The following is a 20524-nucleotide window of genomic DNA, read 5'->3' as shown; positions in this document are numbered from 1 at the left end:
TAAAGGACTGCTCAATGACTATTCGTCACCTGAAAACTGCTCGCTCGCAAGAAGCACGGGCCGAAGATGATGCCAAGACGCGCGCCGTTGTTGAATCGACCCTCAAGCAAATCGAGGAAGGCGGTGATAAGGTTGTGCGTGAGCTGTCCAACAAGTTCGACGGCTATGATCGCGAAACCTATCGTCTTTCGGAAGATGAAATCTCCGCGCTGATGGCACGGGTCAGCGACCGCGAAATGGCTGACATCAAGTTCGCCCAAGAACAGGTGCGCAACTTCGCGCAAGCACAGCGGGATTCCATGCTCGATATCGAAGTGGAAACCATGCCCGGTGTGTTCCTTGGCCACAAAAACATCCCCGTGCAATCGGTCGGGTGTTATGTGCCGGGCGGCAAATTCCCGATGGTTGCGTCAGCGCATATGTCGGTCGCCACAGCTTCGGTTGCCAAGGTGCCGCGCATCATCGCGGCAACCCCGCCGTTCAAAGGCGAACCCAATCCGGCAGTGATCGCGGCCATGAAACTGGGCGGCGCGCATGAAATTTATGTCATGGGCGGCATTCAGGCAATTGGTGCTATGGCCGTCGGGACCGAAACCATCGACCCCGTCCATATGCTTGTCGGCCCCGGCAATGCCTTCGTGGCCGAGGCCAAGCGCCAGTTGTTTGGGCGCGTCGGCATCGACCTGTTCGCAGGGCCAACCGAAACGATGGTGATTGCCGATGAAACGGCCGCCGACGCCGAGCTTTGCGCCACCGATCTGTTGGGCCAAGCAGAGCACGGCTATAACAGCCCCTGCGTTTTGCTAACCAATTCCGAAAAACTTGCCCGCGAGACAATGGCCGAGATCGATCGCATCCTGACCATCCTGCCCACCGCCGATACGGCGTCAAAAAGCTGGGAAGACTACGGCGAGATCATCGTTTGCGACACCTATGACGAAATGCTGGCCGTGGCCGACGACATTGCCTCCGAGCATGTGCAGGTTATGACGGATCGCGATGATTGGTTCTTGGAAAACATGACGTGCTACGGTGCCTTGTTCCTCGGGCCGCGCACCAATGTGGCCAATGGCGACAAGGTCATCGGCACCAACCACACATTGCCCACCAAAAAGGCTGGCCGGTACACGGGCGGTCTTTGGGTTGGGAAATACCTCAAAACGCACAGCTATCAACGCGTCACCACGGACGAGGCCGCGACTTTGATTGGTGAATACGGCTCGCGGTTATGCATGCTTGAGGGGTTTGTTGGCCACGCCGAACAATGCAACGTCCGCGTGCGCCGATACGGTGGCATCAATGTACCCTACGGCGCAGGGGCACCTTATCGCGAGCCTACGGAATGAGTGCAAACCCCGCCCTAGCGGTGTTCCAGACTGCGCTCGCGACTGCCACCCCAGATGGTGCGCGCGCTGCGTGCGAGCTGACCATTTCACCTGATGCCACCATCCATATGTGCCACCCGTTTGGCACGATCGCTGGCGCTCAGGTTTACGACACTCTTTACGCACCGCTTCTCGCGGCGATGCCAGACCTGGAACGTCGCGACATGATCGTGCTGTCCGGAACAACTCCGCAAGGACAGGAGTGGGTCGGGTGCATGGGCAACTATATGGGTACCATGGTGCACCCGTGGTTGGATATTCCCGCCACGGGGCATCTGACCCACATGCGCTATCACGAATTTTTCCGCATCACGGACGGAAAGGTGACCGAGGCGCAGATCATCTGGGACATCCCCGAGCTGATGATGCAGGCGCACGCATGGCCGATGGCACCGCAGCTTGGCAAATACCTCTGCACGCCCGCCCCCATGACGCAGGATGGCCTCACAGCATCCGGTGACGGAACCGCTGCAATGGACCACGTCATCGCGATGTTGACGCATCTATGCAAATATCCGAGCAACCCCGACCCCGCGGTGATGCAGCTTGAGCGGTACTGGCATCCGCGCTTCAACTGGTACGGGCCAGTTGGCATCGGAACAGGCCGTGGCGTTTCAGGATTCCGCAACTGGCATCAAATGCCATTCTTGCGCGCCATGCCCGACCGTAAACTTGATTCAATGGGCGATCTGATGTCGCATTGGTTTGGCGAGGGCGAATATGTCTGCGAAACTGGCTGGCCAAATATGCGACTGACGCTTGATCACGATGGCTGGCTTGGTGTGGCACCTGCGGGACGCGAGGTTTTGCTACGCAGCCTTGATTTCTGGCGCCTTGAAGACGGCTTGATCCGCGAAAACTGGGTGCTGGTCGACTTGCTTGATTTTCACGCCCAGACAGGCGTTGATGTCCTTGCCAGAATGCGAGAGTTCAACAAGGCCCGCGCATCCGGAACAATGCCCCTCACACTAAAGGCCGCGTCATGACCCTTCCCCGAACACCTTCCATGCGCCTTGACGGCAAACGCGCCCTTGTGACCGGTGCCTCTTCGGGCATCGGGCAGGCCTGTGCTGTTGCCTTGGCTGAAGCAGGCGCACATGTGGTTTGTGCCGCGCGTGGCGCGGACAAACTGCAAGCAACCGTGAACGAGATGACCAGCAATGGTTGGTCCGCCGAAGTGCTGGTACTGGATGTGGCGGATCTTGACGCGCTGAAAGCCGCGTTTGAGCAGCACGATCCTTATGACATTATCGTAAATTCTGCGGGGTTGGCACGGCATACTGCTGCGTTCGACACAACTCCGGAAGACTACGACGCCGTGATGGGCTTGAATCTGCGCGCCGCCTATTTCCTGTCCAGCTATGCTGCAAAACGGATGACCGGCGCAGGCTCGATCATCCATATCAGCAGTCAGATGGGCCATGTCGGTGGCGTTGATCGCGCGGTTTATTGCGCCTCGAAACACGGGCTTGAAGGCATGGTCAAAGCGATGGCCATCGAATGGGGGCCGCGTCAAATCCGCATCAACACAATTTGCCCGACATTCATTCGCACTCCGTTGACGGCCGCGACATTTGAAAATCCGGAACGGGCCGCATGGATCGCGGAAAAGATCAAACTGGGCCGTGTGGGCGAGGTCGAAGATATCATGGGCGCGGTCCTTTATCTTGCGTCCGACGCATCGTCGCTGGTCACCGGCACGTCCATGTTAATCGACGGGGGTTGGACTGCTGACTGATGCCCAACGACAAGATCACATCGCTGCAAGTCGCTAAGCGAGCTGGCGTCAGCCAATCAGCGGTCAGCCGTGTCTTTACGCCGGGGGCGTCGGTATCCAAGGCCACGCGTGAAAAGGTCCATAGTGCGGCGACGGAAATGGGATATCGTCCTAATGTTCTGGCTCGCGCAATGATCACCGGCAAAAGCCGGATCATCGGCCTCGTCGTCGCCTATTTGGAAAACCAGTTTTACCCCGAAGTGGTCGAGCGTCTGTCAATCGCATTGCAGGCCAAGGGCTACCATGTGCTGGTCTTCATGTCCTCGTCAGCGGTGAGCGATGTGCAAGACGTCATGAAAGAACTTCTGGACTATCAGGTGGACGGTATCGTGCTGGCCTCGGTGTCGATGTCGTCCGAACTGACTGCGCGGTGCAACGATTATGGTATTCCCGTGGTGCTGTTTAACCGCGATCAGGATGACCCGTTGATATCTTCGGTCACGACCGACAACTACCACGGCAGTCGCGAGATTGCCGCTCATTTTGCAGCTCTTGGTCACACGCGGATCGGCTATATTGCCGGATTTGAAGGGGCCTCGACCCAAAGGGACCGCGAAAAAGGTTTCCGCGACGGGCTGGAGGAGGCAGGGCTCTCTTTGTCATTCTACGAAGTTGGTGGCTTTGACTACAAAATGGCCCGCGCCGCGGCGCTCGAGATGTTCGCCAGTAGTAACCGCCCCGATGCAGCGTTTGTTGCCAACGACCATATGGCGTTCGCCGTGATGGACGTGTTGCGCAGCAAACTGGGGCTACGCATTCCGGAAGATATCAGCATTGCCGGCTTTGACGACGTGCCAATTGCCGCGTGGCCCGCCTATGATCTGACCAGTTACCGCCAGCCGATCAACCGGATGGTGGCTCAAACCGTTGATATTATTTTAAGCCGCATTGCCGAACCCGAAACACGGTCTCAAAAGGTCAAACTCAAGGGCGAACTGATCTTGCGCGGTTCAACCATGGCAAAAAAGGTATAGCTATGCGCGGTTTTGACCCCAAATGGCGTGATGTGCCGGACTACATTATCGGCATTACAAAAGAGATATGGGAAGATCGCAAGATCGGCTCGCTCCGCGGGCTGTATGCCGACGGACTGATTGTCCGGTCACCTGCATCGGTGGTCGTTGATAATTCCAACGTGATTGCCGCTACCATGGCAACACTGGCCGAATTTCCTGATCGTGAGCTGTTGGGCGAAGACGTGATCTGGTGTGACGACCCCGCCGGGGCGACCGATACCTCCGACGCTTATCTCTCATCGCATCGCCTGATCTGTACCGCCACCCACACCAAACCTGGTGTCTACGGCTTGCCATCAGGCCGCCGCGTGGCCTACCGGATACTTGCCGATTGTGCGATCCGCGACGGGGCGGTGTACGACGAATGGCTGGTGCGCGACCAATCGGCAATCGTGCAGCAGCTTGGCTTTGATGTTGTTGATTGGACTCGGGATCTAATCGCCCGTGAAGGTGGCGCTGACGCCTGCGTTCAACCCATGACACCCGCCAACGACATTGCCGGCCCGTATGACAGAACAGGCAATGACGACCCGTGGGGCCAGCGCTACGCACAAACATTACGCGCGATAATGGCGGCCGAACTGGATGTCATCCCGCGCCAATACGATCGTGCATGCGCACTGCATTACCCATGTGGCGCGGATGGACGAGGCTGGCGGCACGCTGATGAATTCTGGATGGGGCTGCGGGCGGCGTTTCCGTCGGCAGAGTTCAAGATCGAGCATGTGATTGGTCGCGAGGACCGGATGATGCCCCCCCGCGCCGCTGTCCGCTGGTCGCTGCATGGCAAACACGCGGGTTGGGGCCGTTTCGGCACACCCACCGGCACCGAGGTCTATATCATGGGGATCAGCCACGCCGAGTTTGGCCCCTTTGGATCCGGTGATCCAACTATCCGGCGCGAGTATACGTTGATCGACGAGACCGCGATCTGGAAACAAATTCTCTTACAGACAGGATCCCACCCATGAAGGGTTTTTCAAACCAATTCAAAGACCTGCCAGACTACATCGTGAAGATCACCAAAGAGATATGGGAAGATCGCGGACTGGCCACCTTGCACCACTACTACGAAAAAGACATCCCCATGCGCTTCCCGTCCGGCCTTGTCACCGGGAACGCGGGCGTCATTGACGGAACCTTGGCTACCCTCGCCGAATTCCCAGACCGCGAACTGCTGGCGGATGACGTGATCTGGTCGGGCAATGAAGAGGACGGCTTCCTTTCTTCTCACCGCATCAATACATCGGGGACACACACCGGGCATGGCGCATTTGGCGCGCCGACAGGCAAGCGGTTCTCGGTCTATACCATCGCCGATTGCGCGGCCAAAGGTGACGTGATCGACGACGAATGGTTGATCCGTGACGTCGGCGGCATCGCACGGCAGCTGGGCTGGGGCCCATCCGACTACGCGCGTCATCAGATCGAAGTCGAAGGTGGCCCCGACAATTGCCAGCGTCCGTTCCACCCGTCTCATGACGTGCAAGGCCCCTACACGGGGCGCGGTAACGACAATGAGTGGGGCGGCAAACTCGCCAATATCCTGCAACGGATCATGGACAAAGATTTCACCGTCATCCGTAGCCAATACGACCGCGCCGTGCGAAGCGAACACTGGGGCGCACGTGGTGGCTGGGGCTGGGATTTTGTCGAAACCGACTGGATGCGCCTGCGCTCGTCCTTCCCCACGGCGACCTTTAAAATTGACCACGTGATCGGGCGCGATGATCCCGGCCTGCCCAATCGTGCCGCCGTGCGCTGGTCACTCACCGGCAAACACGCTGGCCAAGGATTTTTTGGCGCTCCGACCGGTGCCGAGGTCCACGTCATGGGCATCACTCATGCCGAATGGGGTGAGAGGGGTCTGCGCCGTGAATACACATTGATCGACGAAGTCGCGATCTGGAAACAAATCCACCTGCACACCGGGGCCGCCTAATGCAACGCACTGCGCGCACCCTATTCCGGCTTCACGGCTTTCTAGCCAGCCGACGCGCGCGGCGTTTGAACCTGCGGCCACCTTCGAGTTTTGGCAATTCACCACGTTAAATGCCAATTAAAAAATTAGGAATATCAAAATGACACCGCAAGACATGGAATCCCGCATCGTTCGCTATGGCGATCTGCAACCCTGTAAAACAGCCTTTATCGACGCCCACACACCGGGCAGCGATCAGAAGGAAAACTTCACCATAATCGGTGGCGGCGTATCGGAAAGCCCCGATCAGCATGTCCACATCGCTATACCCCACGGCTTCAACATCGGCGCGGCGGGCCAGCCCCCCAAATGCCGGAACTCGCTGCATGATCACCACACCGCCGAGGTGTTTTTTGTCCTTAAGGGCACCTGGCGCTTCTTCTGGGGCCGTTGGGGCGACGCGGGCGAAGTAACGCTGCAAGAGGGCGATATTTTCAACATCCCCACGGGCATTTTCCGCGGCTTTGAAAACATCGGCACCGACTACGGAATGATTATGGCAATCCTTGGTGGCGACGATGCCGGCGGCGGCGTCATGTGGGCGCCACAGGTCATTGAGGATGCGGCGGAGCACGGGTTGATCCTTGGTGAGAACGGCAAACTGTATGACAGCAAGAAGCAACAGCGCCTGCCTGAAGGCATCAACCCAATGCCACTAATGAGCGATGCGGAGCTGGCCAAGCGCCCTGAGCCGACCACAACCGATGTTTTGCCAAACCACATCGCTCGCTACTGGGATATGGTCGCGCTGGCGGACAAGAAACCTGTCAATGTGCTGGGCGAAAACGGCCTCCTGCGCGACAAGCCGGGCTTCGAGGTTGATTTTATCACGCGTGGATCCGCCACCGAGACCAAACACAGCCACCCCTACCCGTCAGTGCTGATGCCGATGCGCGGCCACTGGCGCGTCACGTGGGACGGCGGAGCGGCCACCCTTGCGCCCGGTGACACCATGTCGGTTCCCGAAAACCTTGCTCACTCCGCTGTGCCGTCAATGTCCGGCGAGGCATCACTTTACCATGTCGTCGCCACAGGCGATCCGGCGGGTCTGACCTGGAAAGGTTAAAGCCCCCTCATGCGTATGGCGGCCATACGGCTGCCATACGCTTTGCATACCGTTTCCATACGCTCTGAAAGGCCTGATATGTCCAAGATTTTAACCTCTCACGTCGGGTCCCTTCCGCGCACGCAAGACGTGGTTGATTTCATCTTCGCGCGCGAAAATGGCACCGATTACGCGCAAGCAGAGTTCGACGCTTGCATGACGGCCGCCGTGTCCGAAACCGTGCGCAAACAGGTCGCCGCTGGCGTGGATATCGTCAGTGACGGCGAGACCTCGAAAATCAGCTACGCAACTTATGTCAAAGACCGCTACACCGGTTTTGACGGCGATAGCCCACGTAATGCCCCTGCAGACCTCAAGCAGTTCCCGACCTTTCTCAAACGGCTGGCCGATGACGGTGGGTCGCCCCAATATGCGCGCCCCATGTGCGTCGGTGAGGTGAAGTCCAAGGGTCAAGGCGAGCTTGAAAAAGACATCGCCAATCTTAAGGCCGGCATGGCCGAACATGGTGTCGAACAGGGCTTTATGAACGCAGCATCGCCCGGCGTTATCTCATTGTTTTTGCAGAATGATTATTACCCCACTCGGGATGCTTATCTGGCAGCTCTGGCCGATGCGATGCAGACCGAATATGAAACGATCGTGGCCAGCGGGCTTGATCTACAACTCGATTGCCCAGACCTCGCGCTGTCGCGTCATATGTTGTTCAACGACCTGTCAGATGCTGAGTTCATAAAAATAGCAGCATCCCATGTGGAAGCGTTGAACCACGCGCTTAAAAACATCCCCGCCGACAAAGTCCGTATCCATATCTGTTGGGGTAACTACGAAGGACCACATACCTGCGACATCCCTATGTCCAAGATGTTCGACACGCTGATGTCTGCACGGGCTGACTATGTTTTGTTCGAAACCTCAAACCCCCGCCATGGCCACGAATGGACAACTTTCCGCGATCGCAAGGCGGACATTCCTGACAGCAAAATTCTGATCCCCGGCGTCGTCGATACGACCACCAACTTTGTAGAGCATCCCGAACTTGTGGCCCAGCGACTGGAACGGTTCGTCAATATCGTCGGCGCCGACCGTGTCATCGCCGGCTCGGATTGCGGGTTCGGGACCTTCGCCGGATTTGGCTCCGTTGATCCTGATATCGCATACGCCAAGTTGCAGGCGATGGCCGAAGGGGCAGCCTTGGCGTCATGACACCGCTTGTCTTGCTTCCAGGTATGATGTGCGACGCGCGGCTCTTCGCGCCACAGATCGCCGCCTTTTCTGCAGAACGAGTGGTACATTTTGCCCCGTTTGTCGGTGATCAGATAAAGGCAATCGCAGCCCAAATTCTCTCTCAAGCGCCGCCCAAGTTTGCTTTGGCGGGCTTGTCGATGGGGGGCATCGTGGCGATGGAAGTACTCCGGCAAGCGCCAGAACGGGTGGAGCGTATCGCTCTGCTCGACACCAACCCGCTGGCGGAAAGCGATAAAGTCAAAGCCATGCGCGAACCGCAAATTGCCAAGGTACAGGCCGGTGGGCTTGCCACGGTGATGCGCGATGAAATGAAGCCCAATTATCTAACGGATGGGCCCCGCCGCGCAGAGATATTGAACCTTTGTATGGATATGGCCGATGCCGTCGGACCAGAGGGATTTGTTGCTCAGTCGCGCGCCCTGCAAACGCGCCCTGATCAATCCGCTACCCTGCAAAACTGCGACGTTCCTGCGCTGATCCTATGCGGCCGAGAAGATGCGCTTTGCCCTATTCATCGCCACGAATTGATGCACAGCCTTATGCCCCAATCAACTATGCATATCGTTGAAAACGCGGGCCATCTCCCGACACTTGAACAACCTGACGAAACGACAGCGGCCTTGTCCCGTTGGTTGGAGGCAAAATGAACGACGCACTTTTAGACCTATTGCGAACGGTGGATACGCCGACTGTCTGTAACGCCATCGAAGTCGCTCAAGGCAAGCGCGGATTTAGGGCTTTCACTCGGGGCACCGTGCTATGCAGCGCACCTGATGACCCCGCCGTCGTGGGCTACGCTGTGACCGCAAAAATCGCCGCCGTAAATCCGCCAACCGAGTCCCCTGATGTAATTCGCACGCGACGCATGGCGTATTACAAGGCCATGGCAGAAGCCCCGAAACCGTCAATCGCGGTGATCGAGGACACCGACTTTCCGCATTGCGTCGGTGCCTTTTGGGGCGAGGTAAACTGCGTAGTCCACAAAGGTTTTGGCATGTCGGGCACCCTGACCAATGGCGTGATGCGCGATCTCGGTGACTTGACCGACGGCTTTCCTGTGATCGCTGGCTCCATCGGGCCAAGCCACGGTTTCGTCCATGTGCAAGAGTTAGAAACACCCGTCACCATCTTCGGAATGACCGTGCAGTCCGGTGATCTGGTTCACGCTGATCGACATGGCGCCGTTGTGATCCCGCCCGAGGTGGTTGAGCACCTCGCCGCGGCGATAAAAAAGTTACAGGACACGGAGCACCTAGTGCTTGGTCCGGCACGCGAGCCGGGGTTTGACTTTGCCAAGTTCGAAGCCGCTTGGTCCGCGTTCGAAAACGCGCGCACCTAATCTGTCTCGCCGTCACGGTAGGACCGTATAAATTGCGAATTAGGCGTCGAGAACAAACTCGCGTTCAACGCAATCCGTTGCGAGCAATATACAAGGCAAGATCAAGTATCACCTGACCTCGTGCCGCTGCGATGGCTTGTGGCCCGCCTAGCGGATCGAATGGTACGGAAAGCTCAAACAAGCCTGAGCGTTCGCGACCACCCTCCGGAACGCCCACAAAGAATTGCCCGGACGCGCGGAACTGTCCGGTTGCACTGGCGATAAGACTTTCGAAGCGTACCTCTAGTCGGGCATCCGGGAAGGCCTCGAAAGGCCAAGGCTCGGACGCCACACGCGCGCCAGTCAGGCGCGACAGATTGCGTGTCAGTTCCAACGCGACCGCTCGCTCGGGGCTGTCCGCCCAAAGAACGGCCGCGTCGGTCACCAGTTTGCCGTCCACATCCTCGATAGCGATCTCGTTGGCCCCCGCATAGGCCGGTAGCGAGACGTCGCGCACCTCAACGGCTCTAAAGGCAATGCGCTGCTTTTGCTCCACCTTCGGGGGAGTGACCGGATACAGGTCAGGCGTGGCCCCGCACGCAGAAAGCACGAAGGCGGTCCCGATAAGGATCGGCTTTAGAAAATCCATAGTCATCTTCCTCGAATGAGTGAGCCCGGATTGCGTTCCAGCATACGGGCAAGCGAGGTCATCGCCTCGGCCGCCTTAGAAATATCGCGCAGCGCACTTTGCGCATCCCTGCTGAGCACGTCGCCCTTGTTATATCCTGCAATGGTCTGGTTGGCCTGATTTAAAACCAAGCGAACACGTTCGACCAGTGCAGGCAAATCTTGCGTGGATGTGGCCACGGCATCGGCGGCCTTGCGCGCTGAATCGAGTGTCGCGTTGATGTTTGTAACAGCACCACCCTCGCGCAATTCGCGCAAGGTTGCGTTGATTTCGTTCAGCGCGGCGCCAAGGTCAGCAGGCAGTTGTTTTGCTGCGTCGGTGCCAAGAATAGCATCCGCCGATGCTGTGAGCGTGGTGAGTTGCGTGGTCAGGTCTTCCAAGGGCAGCGTTTCGGCCTTGGCCGCTACGGCTTGGAGTTGTTTGACCAGTGCCGGCACGCCTTCGACGGACGCATTCACGCCGTTGGCAGCAGCGGCAGCAGCATCGACCGCCGCCACGAGTTGCGTGGTAAACTTATCCTTCTCCAACTGTGCCAACAGAGTTTCAAACCGCCCGAGGGTCGCGTTCAATTTAACAGGGATGGCTTGCACGTCGTCGGAGCCGACGATATCGCGCACATCCCCCAACAGGGCACGCACAACTTTGGGCGTCTCGCGCAGATCCTCGTTGGATATAAGCGCATCTGCGCTGTTGAGAAACTGAATGGCGCTATTGAGCAACTCTTCGATGGGCAGATTATTGATCCGTGACACAACACCGGCAACCGTTGCGGTAACATCCGAAATGTCATTGGCGGTGCTGGGAATAACGGGGATGATGCCTTCGCCAGACTGCACGACATAGAGCGGCGCATTTTCAGTATCAACCAACTCGATTTTCAACCCTCCCGCCAGAAGGCTGGCAGACGCCAAACGCGCGCGCAGCCCTTCTTCAATGCGGCGCGATAGAAACTGCAACGCGGCCTCCGGTGTCACTTCGTCGGTCAACCCAAGTCGCGCAGGCTGGATGTCTATCAACGCGTTCAGTCGCACACGTTCGTCCCCGAACGCATCTGCATCAATGACGCCGGATACACCGGTCACGCGGCCAATCGGAAAGCCGCTCAACTCGACGGGGGCATCAACAGCCAGACCGGAAATACTATCCTCAAACACCACGCGCATTTGGAGCGGCTCTGCCTCGGACGCGTTGAACACGCTGTCCCGCGCGGATTCCTCGTCGGCAAAAACCTCGAAAGACATGCCATCGGACACGCGGCCTCCGCTTGACACGAAAGTCTCGAAAGTCAGCCCGCCGCTCACAAGCGTAGCAAGCGACGAAAAGTCGATTTCCGCGCCGCCGGGCCCAACTGAAAACGTGAACCCGGAGGTGTCCCAGAACCGCGTTGTCGCCGAGACTAAACGGCTGTGAGGATGATAAATGATCGCTTCAGCAACCGCGAAGCTGCCCTGTTGAGAGATATGCGCCTTGCCGACGCGCCCGACTTCGATCCCGCGAAATGTGATGGGGCTGTCATCGGTCAGATTGCCACCAGACGTTGTGCGCAAGGTGATCTCAAGCCCTTCTCTGCCATAGCGATAAAGCGGGGTGTCTTTGAGTCCCTTGAACTCGGACTGGGGCGGGCCAATTTCCCCATCCCAGGATCCCTCGATGTAGACGCCTGACAGAACGGTCTCGAGGCCACTGACGCCTTGGGCGCTCAGCTCTGGACGGACGACCCAGAAGCTCGAGCCGACATCGACATAGGGCGAGACTTCCTTGTCCAGACGCACAAAGGCAATGACGCCGGACAGGTTTGACGCAAACTTGACCTTCTCCACGACGCCGACCGCCACATCGCGGAAGCGCAACTCGGTTTCGCGTTCAGCAATACCCGCACCGTTTTCAAACACGATCTCGATGAGCGGGCCACGATCATTGTAGGACTGCCAAGCAACGCCAAGCGCAATAGCAAGCGCCAATAATGGGATAATCCAGACAAACGATGCGTTCGCAAAGAAAGACGCGCGCGCGGGCTCGATGGTCACTGGCGTTGGCGTCTCATTCATCCAAGGGCGCTCCTTCTTGTCGGGTGCGCACATCCCAGATCATGCGGCTGTCGAAAGCCTGCGCCGATAGCATCGTAAAGATCACAGAAAGCGCGAAAAACAGGCTTGCACGGCCCGGATTGACCGCTGCGAGAGTGTTTAATTGAACGAGCGACGACATGATCGCAACTACAAATATATCGATCATCGACCAGCGTCCGATATATTCGACCACCTCGTATAGCATTTGCCGGTGGTGGTTGGACACGCTGGAAGGGCGTTTGACCGATATGGCAAGAAACGCGATGGCCATAAACTTGCCCAACGGGATGACCACACTTGCAATCAGGATAATCAGCGCAATGCCCACAGCCCCGTGATGGATCAACTCGACCGCGCCGCCGACGATGGTATCTTCCTGCACGCTGAGTAACGTACGGGTCTGAAGCATCGGATACATATTGGCGGGCACGTAGCACATCAGCCCAACCAGCCAAAGCGCCCACACCCGCTGCAAACTCTTGTGGTCACGCGAGACGATTGCACTGCCACAGCGCCCACATGCCTGCGTGCCCGCGGGCCAGACCTGAGTGCAACGCATACAGGCGACGACACCGAGATCGCGCGCGCTTATGATGTTTGTGTTTTGTCCAGCGACTTCCATACCGACCACCTACACAGGAAATTGTCCTGAACCACAACTAGAACGACCAGTCCTGAAAACATCCAGAACGCCGGCCCGAACGCGACATCCGCCAGATCGCTGATCTTGATCAATGCTACGGCGCACCCGAGCACAAAGATTTCTGCCATCGACCAAGGCCGCAGCGCCTCTGCCAAGCGAAAAGCCTGAGTGGACCCACGCGCGGGCGGGCGATCCAGCACAATCGGCACGAGGACGTAAATTGTAAGCAATACGCGCGCCAGCGGAACGAAGATAATCAACGCCGCCGTGGTCAGCGCAAGCGCCACCAAAGGTCCGTCACTAAATGCAAGCGCTGCGTCAAGGATCGAGACCGAATTTGTTGTGCCCGCCGCTGAAATTGACAGAAACGGGAAAACTGTGGCCGCGATAATCAAGATTGTGATCGCGAAGGACACGGCAATGATCTGCAACCCCGCCTTACGGCGCGGCGTGATCAACACGGTCCCACACCGCGCGCAAATCGCCCGTTGCCCCACCTGAGGACGTTCAAGCGTGAAAACCGCGTCGCAATGCGTACAAACAATCAACTTGTCGAGGGGAATCGGCGAAGACTGGTCCATTAGTCTAAGTATCTTCTTTTTGCAGCGACGGCACGTAAATCAACTCAATTGCGATAGCTCCCTATTCGACCACCCTGTCTTTGGTCGCCGCATTGAGCCGGATTTCATCGCTGGACGCACCCGCGCGCCCTATCGCTACCAAAAGCGCGACCATAATCCCTGACAACAGACAGATAAAATGACTGGCGGTCCGCGTCTGTGAGACTTGCCCGAAGGAAGGTGAACAGGCGCTTACGCGCTTTGAGCGCAAAGGCACGCATCCCTACCCCCACAATATCGCAGCAATGTAGACTTCAAGTTCGCGTGGGCTAGCGCATTCAGCCCAGAATTTGGCATCACCACGTAAGTCTTGCAACGATACAAAAGGACCGGCAGGCTCATAGCCTTCTAAATGCTTAAGGTGAGGGCGTTCTAATCATTGCGTCTATGTGGCGCTGGCGGACCGGGCATGGCACTGCGCCATAGGAGCCGTGCCAGACCCCACCAAGGTATAAAGCAAAACTAACTGAATCAGGCGTCCGCACGAGGCGTGTTGGCCGCTTCGATGACCCTCATAATTCCTGATTGCGGCCAGCGAGACAGTCTACCTAGTTTCACAGGCCTAGGGATTGTTGCGTCTGCAACTCGTCGCCAAAAAGTCGGCGAGCTTACACACTCGGCCATCTGCACCTGAGCTAAAGAAAAAGCGCGAACAGTTACCTTTGAGATTGGCCTAACCAGCCTTGCCAGATCAAGAGTGCTTCGTCGACGCTACTAGCTGCAAAAGTAGGCACGGCGCCCTCGGTTAGAGAACATTGTCAATAAATAAACAATATATACAGGGCTGGTGGCGGAGACGAAGTCCGCCAAATATCTAAGCTAAATTACTGATATATATATTTAATAAAAATACCAGATAAAAAAATACCACATATAATACCCCATGCAAATCCTGACATGGTTGCAAGACATCTGTGCTCTACTTCAGGTGATCTAAAAAGGCACTCCAAGCTACGGCCAAACAACTACCGAACACAGGGCGAAGATCCGGCCTCGATATGTCGTTTGAGTTTGGTCCAACTGGAAAATTCGTACTCTCGTGCAATAACTAACTGCGCTTGTTGTGCGAAATCTTCGATGGGTCCCCAAAGTAAGGCCCCACTTGTGCCAAAGCATTGGGATCTTCTGAGCGGGCAGACTTCAGCAGCCGCTTTGCATTGTTCTTGAGGTTTTCAAGGGATGGACATGTTGGGAGATTGGGCATGATGGCCTCTTTTCTCTGTCCGGTATCCGCGACCTCGGACCTGAAAGAAGGTCAACGATATGGTCTGTTCAATAGTTTCAGATGGGCTTTGTGAGGTGCCCCTAGTTTCCTAGACACATGCCTCATTCATTTTCGTCTGTTCTGTTTCATAGTCAACCGGCGACAGCATGCCGTTGTTTGTGTGCTTGCGGGCCGGGTTGTAAAACATCTCGATGTAATCGAACACGTCCTGCCTTGCAGCGTCGCGTGTGGTGTATGTCCGCCGCCTGATCCGCTCACGTTTCAACAGATGGAAGAAGCTTTCCGCCACCGCGTTGTCGTGACAGTTCCCACGTCTGCTCATGCTGGCATCCAGATTGTGTTTGCTGAGGAACGATTACCACTCTTTGCCGGTGAACTGTGAGCCTTGATCCGAATGGATCATGACCCTGTGCTTCGGTTTGCGCCGCCAAACGGCGCTCAACAACGCTTGTAGAGCAAGGTCCGTGGTCATGCGCGATTGCATTGACCAGCCCACCACGCGCCGTGAGAACAGATCGATGACCACAGCGAGATACGACCAGCCTTCATGCGTTCGGATGTAGGTAATGTCGGTCACCCAAACCGTGTCAGGTGCCGTGACCTCAAATTGCCTGTCCAGCGTATTGTTTGCGACGACAGCAGGCTTGCCGCCGTAGCGACCAGGGCGGCGTCTGTAACCGATCTGCGCCGCAATGCCCGCAAGGCTGGCCAAACGTGCGACACGGTTCTCTGAGCAGGTCTCGCCCGCGTCCCGCAGGTCATCCGTCAGCTTGCGATATCCGTACACCTTCCCACTGTCCCTCCAAGCCTGATGGATCAGCTCTGTCTGCCGCGCATCTTCGAGCGCACGCGCACTTAACGGTTCCTTAAGCCATGCGTAGAACCCACTGAAATGGACCATCAACACACGACACATCGACCGAACAGAAAACTCCGCACGGTGAGCCTCAATGAACGCGTACTTCACTGAGACTCGCGCGCGAAGTACGCGGTCGCCTTTTTTAGAATTGTGCGCTCCTCAGTGACGCGGGCTAGCTCCCGCTTCAACCGTTTGATCTCAGCTGCCTGTTCCGCCACTTCAGATCTAACACGCGGCGACTTCGCAAATTGGGCCTTCCACGTGTAAAGTGACTTAGTGCTGATCCCCAGCCGCTCAGCCACTTCGCTGACCGCATATCCACGCTCGACAACCTGCGCCACAGCGTCCTGCTTAAACTCGTCCGTAAACCGAATGCCCTTGTTCATATCTGTCTCTCCTTGGTTCCAAAATTACCAAGCAAAGCGTCTACAAATCTAGGGGCACCTCAGTCATTGCCTAGCCAGTCGACGTCTACATTCCCGACCTGCTCTGCATTCGCAAAGGAGTAACTCACTAACAAACTTACTAGAGCAGTGGGAATAAGACGTCGACGGGTTTTGGCATATTTGGCGGTCGTGTTCATCGCAGGCCTAAGAACCCCAGAATGAACAAAACGACAACGACAAGACCGATAATGTAGATAAGCCGATTCATGTGAATCCTCTCAGTTAGTGGTGGCAATCAGCATGAGCTGACCAAAAACGTTGGGGTCGCCGTTTTGACGACCCCAAAGCGATTATTGTTCGTTCAAGAAGTCATCGACCTCCTTCTTGGCCTGCTCCTTGGTTTTGCCGTATTTCGCTTGGATTTTGCCTTCCAGCGCTTCACGGTTTCCGTCGAGTTCCGCCACTTCATCGTCCGTCAGATCGCCCCATTTGGCTTTGACGCTTCCGGACATCTCTTTCCATTTTCCTGCAACTTGGTCCCAGTTCATCGGATTTCCTTTCAATGTTATGACAACGCTTGGCCAAAGACCGATGTTGTCGTTGGTTGTTTCTAAGAAGCCGCATTGGCATGGCGCGAGGGCCAGCCAATGCGGCGCGGGTTAGGCTTTCCGACCGATCGAGCGGACTGCCACAATCAGAAGGCACGCTCCTGCAGCTGCGACGATCAATTGTCTAATCCAGCCTCCCAACGTCGTGCCAAATACAGCAAACAGCGCAGCGTTCAGAACAACAGCTCCAAGTATCCCCAGCACGATGCTGAACAGCAGACCCGTGTTCGATTTCATGATCGTCTCGGCGATCCAACCTGCCAGCGCGCCGATAATCAGCGTGCCAATCCAACCTATTCCAGTCATATTCCGTTCTCCGAGGGTGTCCCTACAATCACGCAGGGCTATATAATTGGGCGAGCATAATTGGGCGAGCGCGACAAATGGCCGGCCAAAATTGGCGGAGCCCCGATGTCTCTATGATGTCTTGAGTTTAATGCGGAGAGGAACAAATGCAGTCCCTCTCCGTTACCGATTAGTTAATGTATGCCGGTTGCGCTTCTAGTGCCTCCTGCGAAGCATCTATGTAAACTTGCACATCGTCGCCGCCGTCTTGGCGCAGGATCGTCAGTTCGTCGAACGTGACGGCCACTTGTTTTTCTCCCAGGCCAAGAAAGCCGCCGACATCGATGACTGCGCGTCCGATTGTGCCGTCGCTGTCCAGAAGAAGCGAATGGATTTCACCCACATCTTCATCAGCTACACCATATACGCGCGCGCCGGTCAGCATTTCTGCTGTAAGTTCAGTGCGCTCAGTTCTGACGAAGCCGTCGCGCTCGACTGTTGGGGCAGTCAGCATCATGCGATCGGTGTTCTTAGTGGCGTCTTCATCAACGCGGGCGAAGCTGGGTGCAGCCTGAAGCGCCTCAGAGGATGATTTGATCACAAGGAAGAAATCGTCAGCGTCATCTGCTTCGCGCATGACCTTGATCTGGGACATGTCCATGGCGACATCTTTTTCGCCAAGACCAAGGAACCCGCCAACGCCAACGATTACAGCAAGAACATTGCCATCAGAGGACAGTACGACTTCATTGATCTCGCCAATGTCATCCCATTCGGTTTGCGCATCAGCAACCATGTTGGCCGTGAAATCAACATCACCTTCAGCGCTGTATACACGCATCCCGATGAACTCGGATGCAAACAGATCATTTTCGGTGACGGAGTAATCCAGAAAACCAGTCGCATGGCCATCCGCAAACGCAGATGTTGCCATGGTCAAGCAAACGGCAGTTGTCATCATAAGGGTTTTCATAAGTTCAGCTCTCTTTTATGTGGCGCTACGGCGTCATGCCGTATTTGTTCGCCGGATATCTGGCTCTGCACCTCGCATCCGATTGGAATGGGAATGCGGTTGGATAAACGGAACTGACCGGGACAGGTCGATCAAGGCACAGAGCCGAGTCCGGTCTAGTCGACCTACAAAACCGCGTATTATGATATGACATAGCAACCTTCATTTAGGCGTCTGAGCGCCCCTACGTCATTTCAGGTAGGGAAGGTGCGCGTTCCACTCTAAGGTAACGAACGTGCCAGACTTCTGTTCGCAGAAGCATGATTCAAAGAAAGAACGATCCATTGGCCACAGAATGTAAACACTGTCCACTGCGCCGCAATTCTCTCTTCGCCCCGATGACCGAGGAAGATGTTTCGGGAATGCAGCGGTTTAAGGTTGGTGAGCTGGTCGTCGATCCGGGCACCCCGATCTTGCTCGAAGGGTCTAACAGTCCTCAGCTTTTTACGCTCCTGCATGGGATGGGGCTTCGCTATCGCCATCTTGAAAACGGAGAGCGGCAGGTGATCAATTTCGTTTTCCCCGGGGACTTTCTGGGGCTGCAGGCAGGCCTGATGGGCGTGATGGGACATTCTGTTGAGGCAACGACAAAGATGACCCTGTGTGTGTTTGACCGAAAAGAGTTGTGGTCATTCATAAAGGCCGACCCGGAACGCGGGTTTGAACTCGCATGGCTGGCCGCCGTCGAAGAGCATTTCCTAGGGGAAAGCCTGACAACTGTTGGTCAACGAACCGCCCTACAATCAATTGCATGGATGTTCGTACGAATTTACCTGCGCTTGAAGGCCAGCAGAACCAGTATCGACGGGACGATGCGCTTTCCTTTCAAACAACGAGATATCGCTGACGCGTTGGGCCTGTCCTTGGTGCACACAAACAAGACCATTGGCATCTTGAAGTCGCGTCAATTGCTGGGCTGGACCGGAGACGACATACAAATCTATGATCTCGACAAATTGGCCAGCATTGGATTGACAACGCTGGCCGACCCCAAGATCCGGCCGATTATGTAGTAAAGATAGCAACTAACAATAATGATCGGAATCCGTGAAGAGAACGGCGAAAAAAATGAACGGCAAACCTCGATTCAGTCTCTAAGCCGGGCGTTGACAGAATTTTGAGTTTTGTCCTTGCTGACTTACGCAAAAGTACGCCGCAAGAATAATTACTGGGCAAGCTGACACTACGGCTGTCGTTTTCAATCGTTGTGGTCATAATTTAATAGAATACTGGAAATAGCAAATGTCGTCTGACACAATAAAGATGCTGGAAACAGCCGAATTTACCGCAGAAGATACGCCTAACAACACTGTATTTGCGCATGCTATTCAATATAGTCGACTGCCGCTTTGCTTAACCGATCCGACAAAGCCGGACGAGCCTATTGTGTTCGCCAATCCCGCTTTTTGCGAACTGACCGGCTATGCAGAAGAAGACTTTATTGGCAAAAACTGCCGGTTCTTGCAGGGTCCCGAAACCACACAGGAAAGTGTCGACCAGATACGACAGGCGCTGACGTCAAATGCCGTCGCAATGGTAGAGATTGTAAACTACCGGAAATCTGGTGAGAAGTTTATCAACGCCCTTCAAATCGGGCCCGTTTTTGATGACGACGGAAACCTGATTTTTCACTTTGGTTCACAACTGGATATTTCAATAGTTAGGGAACAAGAACGTCAGTTAGCAGCGCTCAAGAATGAGGAGCTGCTTCATCGACTGAAGAACATCGTCAACGTGATGACCATTGTTATTAAGATGACTGGGCGTTCGGAGACCGATCCACAAGAATACAGCAAGAAAATAGTAGATCGCCTCACAGCGCTCGGTCAGGCCCACTTTGCGGCGATTTCAACTAATGCGCTCAATACTATGCACTTAAAGGAATTAGCGCAGATGCTTTTGATCGCCTATGCGCCATTGGGAGAATCGCAGGTGCTGCTTAGCGGCGACGATGTAGTGATCCCTGAACAATCCGTGACGTCGCTCACACTGCTTCTTCATGAGTTGGCAACAAACGCGGTCAAACATGGTAGCCTCGGGGTCGAGGGGGGCATGGTTGATCTGACGTGGCAAGTGAAGGACACTGGTGAACTTTACTTAAAATGGGAAGAGCGCCATGGACCAGCAGTGAGTCGATCCACGCGCGAAAGCGGTTCTGGCATTGTGAGCACGTTAATCGCAGCATCCGGAGGATCGCTCACGTTTGATTGGAAGGCAACAGGGCTTATCGCAGAACTCGATCTTCCTGTGAACTCACGCTGAAGCGCAGTTCCTGATTTAACCTTTTACTCCAATCGGTTCCGTAACTCCATCAGTTCGCTTTCAAACACCTCTAAGGGTG

19 protein-coding genes and 1 pseudogene are annotated in these 20524 nt (G+C 55.9%); 12 read left to right on the top strand and 8 right to left on the bottom strand.

From position 1 onward, the window contains the following. Positions 1-14 precede the first annotated feature (14 nt). From hisD to BCF46_RS19305, 10 genes are all read left to right on the top strand, one after another. The gene (hisD, locus tag BCF46_RS19350) at positions 15-1346 is read left to right on the top strand and encodes a histidinol dehydrogenase (protein ID WP_121028381.1); all 1332 of its coding nucleotides are present in this window, start codon (positions 15-17) and stop codon (positions 1344-1346) included. Further along, a complete protein-coding gene (locus BCF46_RS19345; RefSeq protein WP_121028379.1) occupies positions 1343-2371 on the top strand; it encodes an ester cyclase in 1029 nt (342 codons plus the stop codon). Before hisD ends, BCF46_RS19345 begins: the two co-directional genes overlap by 4 nt. Continuing rightward, positions 2368-3123: an SDR family NAD(P)-dependent oxidoreductase gene (locus tag BCF46_RS19340; RefSeq protein WP_121028377.1), complete on the top strand. Its 756-nt coding sequence runs from the start codon at positions 2368-2370 to the stop codon at positions 3121-3123. The genes BCF46_RS19345 and BCF46_RS19340 overlap by 4 nt, the downstream gene beginning before the upstream one ends. After that, a complete protein-coding gene (locus tag BCF46_RS19335; RefSeq protein WP_121028375.1) occupies positions 3123-4136 on the top strand; it encodes a LacI family DNA-binding transcriptional regulator in 1014 nt (337 codons plus the stop codon). The genes BCF46_RS19340 and BCF46_RS19335 overlap by 1 nt, the downstream gene beginning before the upstream one ends. Before the next feature lie 2 nt (positions 4137-4138). Beyond that, positions 4139-5149 carry a nuclear transport factor 2 family protein gene (locus BCF46_RS19330; protein ID WP_121028373.1) on the top strand — a complete coding sequence of 337 codons (1011 nt, stop codon included), beginning with the start codon at positions 4139-4141 and terminating at the stop codon, positions 5147-5149. Next, on the top strand, positions 5146-6120 hold the full coding sequence (locus BCF46_RS19325; protein WP_121028371.1) for a nuclear transport factor 2 family protein: 975 nt from the start codon (positions 5146-5148) through the stop codon (positions 6118-6120). The genes BCF46_RS19330 and BCF46_RS19325 overlap by 4 nt, the downstream gene beginning before the upstream one ends. Positions 6121-6259: 139 nt before the next feature. Continuing rightward, complete coding sequence (locus tag BCF46_RS19320) at positions 6260-7225, top strand: cupin domain-containing protein (protein WP_121028369.1); 966 nt, start codon at positions 6260-6262, stop codon at positions 7223-7225. 78 nt (positions 7226-7303) lie between these two features. Continuing rightward, positions 7304-8428, top strand: coding sequence for a cobalamin-independent methionine synthase II family protein (locus BCF46_RS19315; RefSeq protein ID WP_121028367.1), 1125 nt, complete (start codon positions 7304-7306; stop codon positions 8426-8428). Further along, on the top strand, positions 8425-9117 hold the full coding sequence (locus BCF46_RS19310) for an alpha/beta fold hydrolase (RefSeq protein ID WP_121028365.1): 693 nt from the start codon (positions 8425-8427) through the stop codon (positions 9115-9117). The genes BCF46_RS19315 and BCF46_RS19310 overlap by 4 nt, the downstream gene beginning before the upstream one ends. After that, positions 9114-9809 (top strand): RraA family protein, encoded by a 696-nt coding sequence (locus BCF46_RS19305; protein WP_121028363.1) that lies wholly within the window; start codon positions 9114-9116, stop codon positions 9807-9809. The genes BCF46_RS19310 and BCF46_RS19305 overlap by 4 nt, the downstream gene beginning before the upstream one ends. A gap of 64 nt (positions 9810-9873) precedes the next feature. Here the strand turns inward: BCF46_RS19305 and BCF46_RS19300 are convergent, their stop codons facing one another. The 8 genes and pseudogenes from BCF46_RS19300 to BCF46_RS19260 form a co-directional block, all read right to left on the bottom strand. Further along, positions 9874-10437 carry a PqiC family protein gene (locus tag BCF46_RS19300; RefSeq protein ID WP_121028361.1) on the bottom strand — a complete coding sequence of 188 codons (564 nt, stop codon included), beginning with the start codon at positions 10435-10437 and terminating at the stop codon, positions 9874-9876. 2 nt (positions 10438-10439) lie between these two features. Beyond that, on the bottom strand, positions 10440-12524 hold the full coding sequence (locus BCF46_RS19295; protein WP_121028359.1) for a PqiB family protein: 2085 nt from the start codon (positions 12522-12524) through the stop codon (positions 10440-10442). Continuing rightward, positions 12517-13167, bottom strand: a complete 651-nt coding sequence (locus BCF46_RS19290) for a paraquat-inducible protein A (RefSeq protein WP_121028357.1) — start codon at positions 13165-13167, stop codon at positions 12517-12519. The genes BCF46_RS19295 and BCF46_RS19290 overlap by 8 nt, the downstream gene beginning before the upstream one ends. After that, entirely contained in the window at positions 13134-13769 is a 636-nt protein-coding gene (locus tag BCF46_RS19285; RefSeq protein WP_121028355.1) for a paraquat-inducible protein A, read from the bottom strand. Before BCF46_RS19285 ends, BCF46_RS19290 begins: the two co-directional genes overlap by 34 nt. A 1352-nt stretch (positions 13770-15121) precedes the next feature. After that, positions 15122-16278: pseudogene (locus BCF46_RS19275) on the bottom strand (IS3 family transposase). A 350-nt stretch (positions 16279-16628) separates the two neighbouring features. Beyond that, positions 16629-16826 carry a CsbD family protein gene (locus tag BCF46_RS19270; protein ID WP_121028352.1) on the bottom strand — a complete coding sequence of 66 codons (198 nt, stop codon included), beginning with the start codon at positions 16824-16826 and terminating at the stop codon, positions 16629-16631. A gap of 111 nt (positions 16827-16937) precedes the next feature. Continuing rightward, positions 16938-17192, bottom strand: a complete 255-nt coding sequence (locus tag BCF46_RS19265; protein ID WP_121028350.1) for a GlsB/YeaQ/YmgE family stress response membrane protein — start codon at positions 17190-17192, stop codon at positions 16938-16940. Positions 17193-17361: 169 nt separating this feature from the next. Continuing rightward, positions 17362-18144 carry a PRC-barrel domain-containing protein gene (locus BCF46_RS19260; protein ID WP_121028348.1) on the bottom strand — a complete coding sequence of 261 codons (783 nt, stop codon included), beginning with the start codon at positions 18142-18144 and terminating at the stop codon, positions 17362-17364. Between the two features lie 377 nt (positions 18145-18521). Between BCF46_RS19260 and BCF46_RS19255 the strand changes: the two genes are divergently transcribed. Next, positions 18522-19196 (top strand): Crp/Fnr family transcriptional regulator, encoded by a 675-nt coding sequence (locus tag BCF46_RS19255; RefSeq protein WP_121028346.1) that lies wholly within the window; start codon positions 18522-18524, stop codon positions 19194-19196. A gap of 229 nt (positions 19197-19425) precedes the next feature. After that, positions 19426-20445, top strand: coding sequence for a PAS domain-containing protein (locus BCF46_RS19250; protein ID WP_121028344.1), 1020 nt, complete (start codon positions 19426-19428; stop codon positions 20443-20445). The last annotated feature ends 79 nt before the right edge of the window (positions 20446-20524 follow it).

The organism is Litoreibacter meonggei (assembly GCF_003663885.1).
GTDB lineage: Bacteria > Pseudomonadota > Alphaproteobacteria > Rhodobacterales > Rhodobacteraceae > Litoreibacter > Litoreibacter meonggei.
Note: the sequence above shows the minus strand (reverse complement) of the source record. Positions and strands in the feature narration are given on the sequence as shown.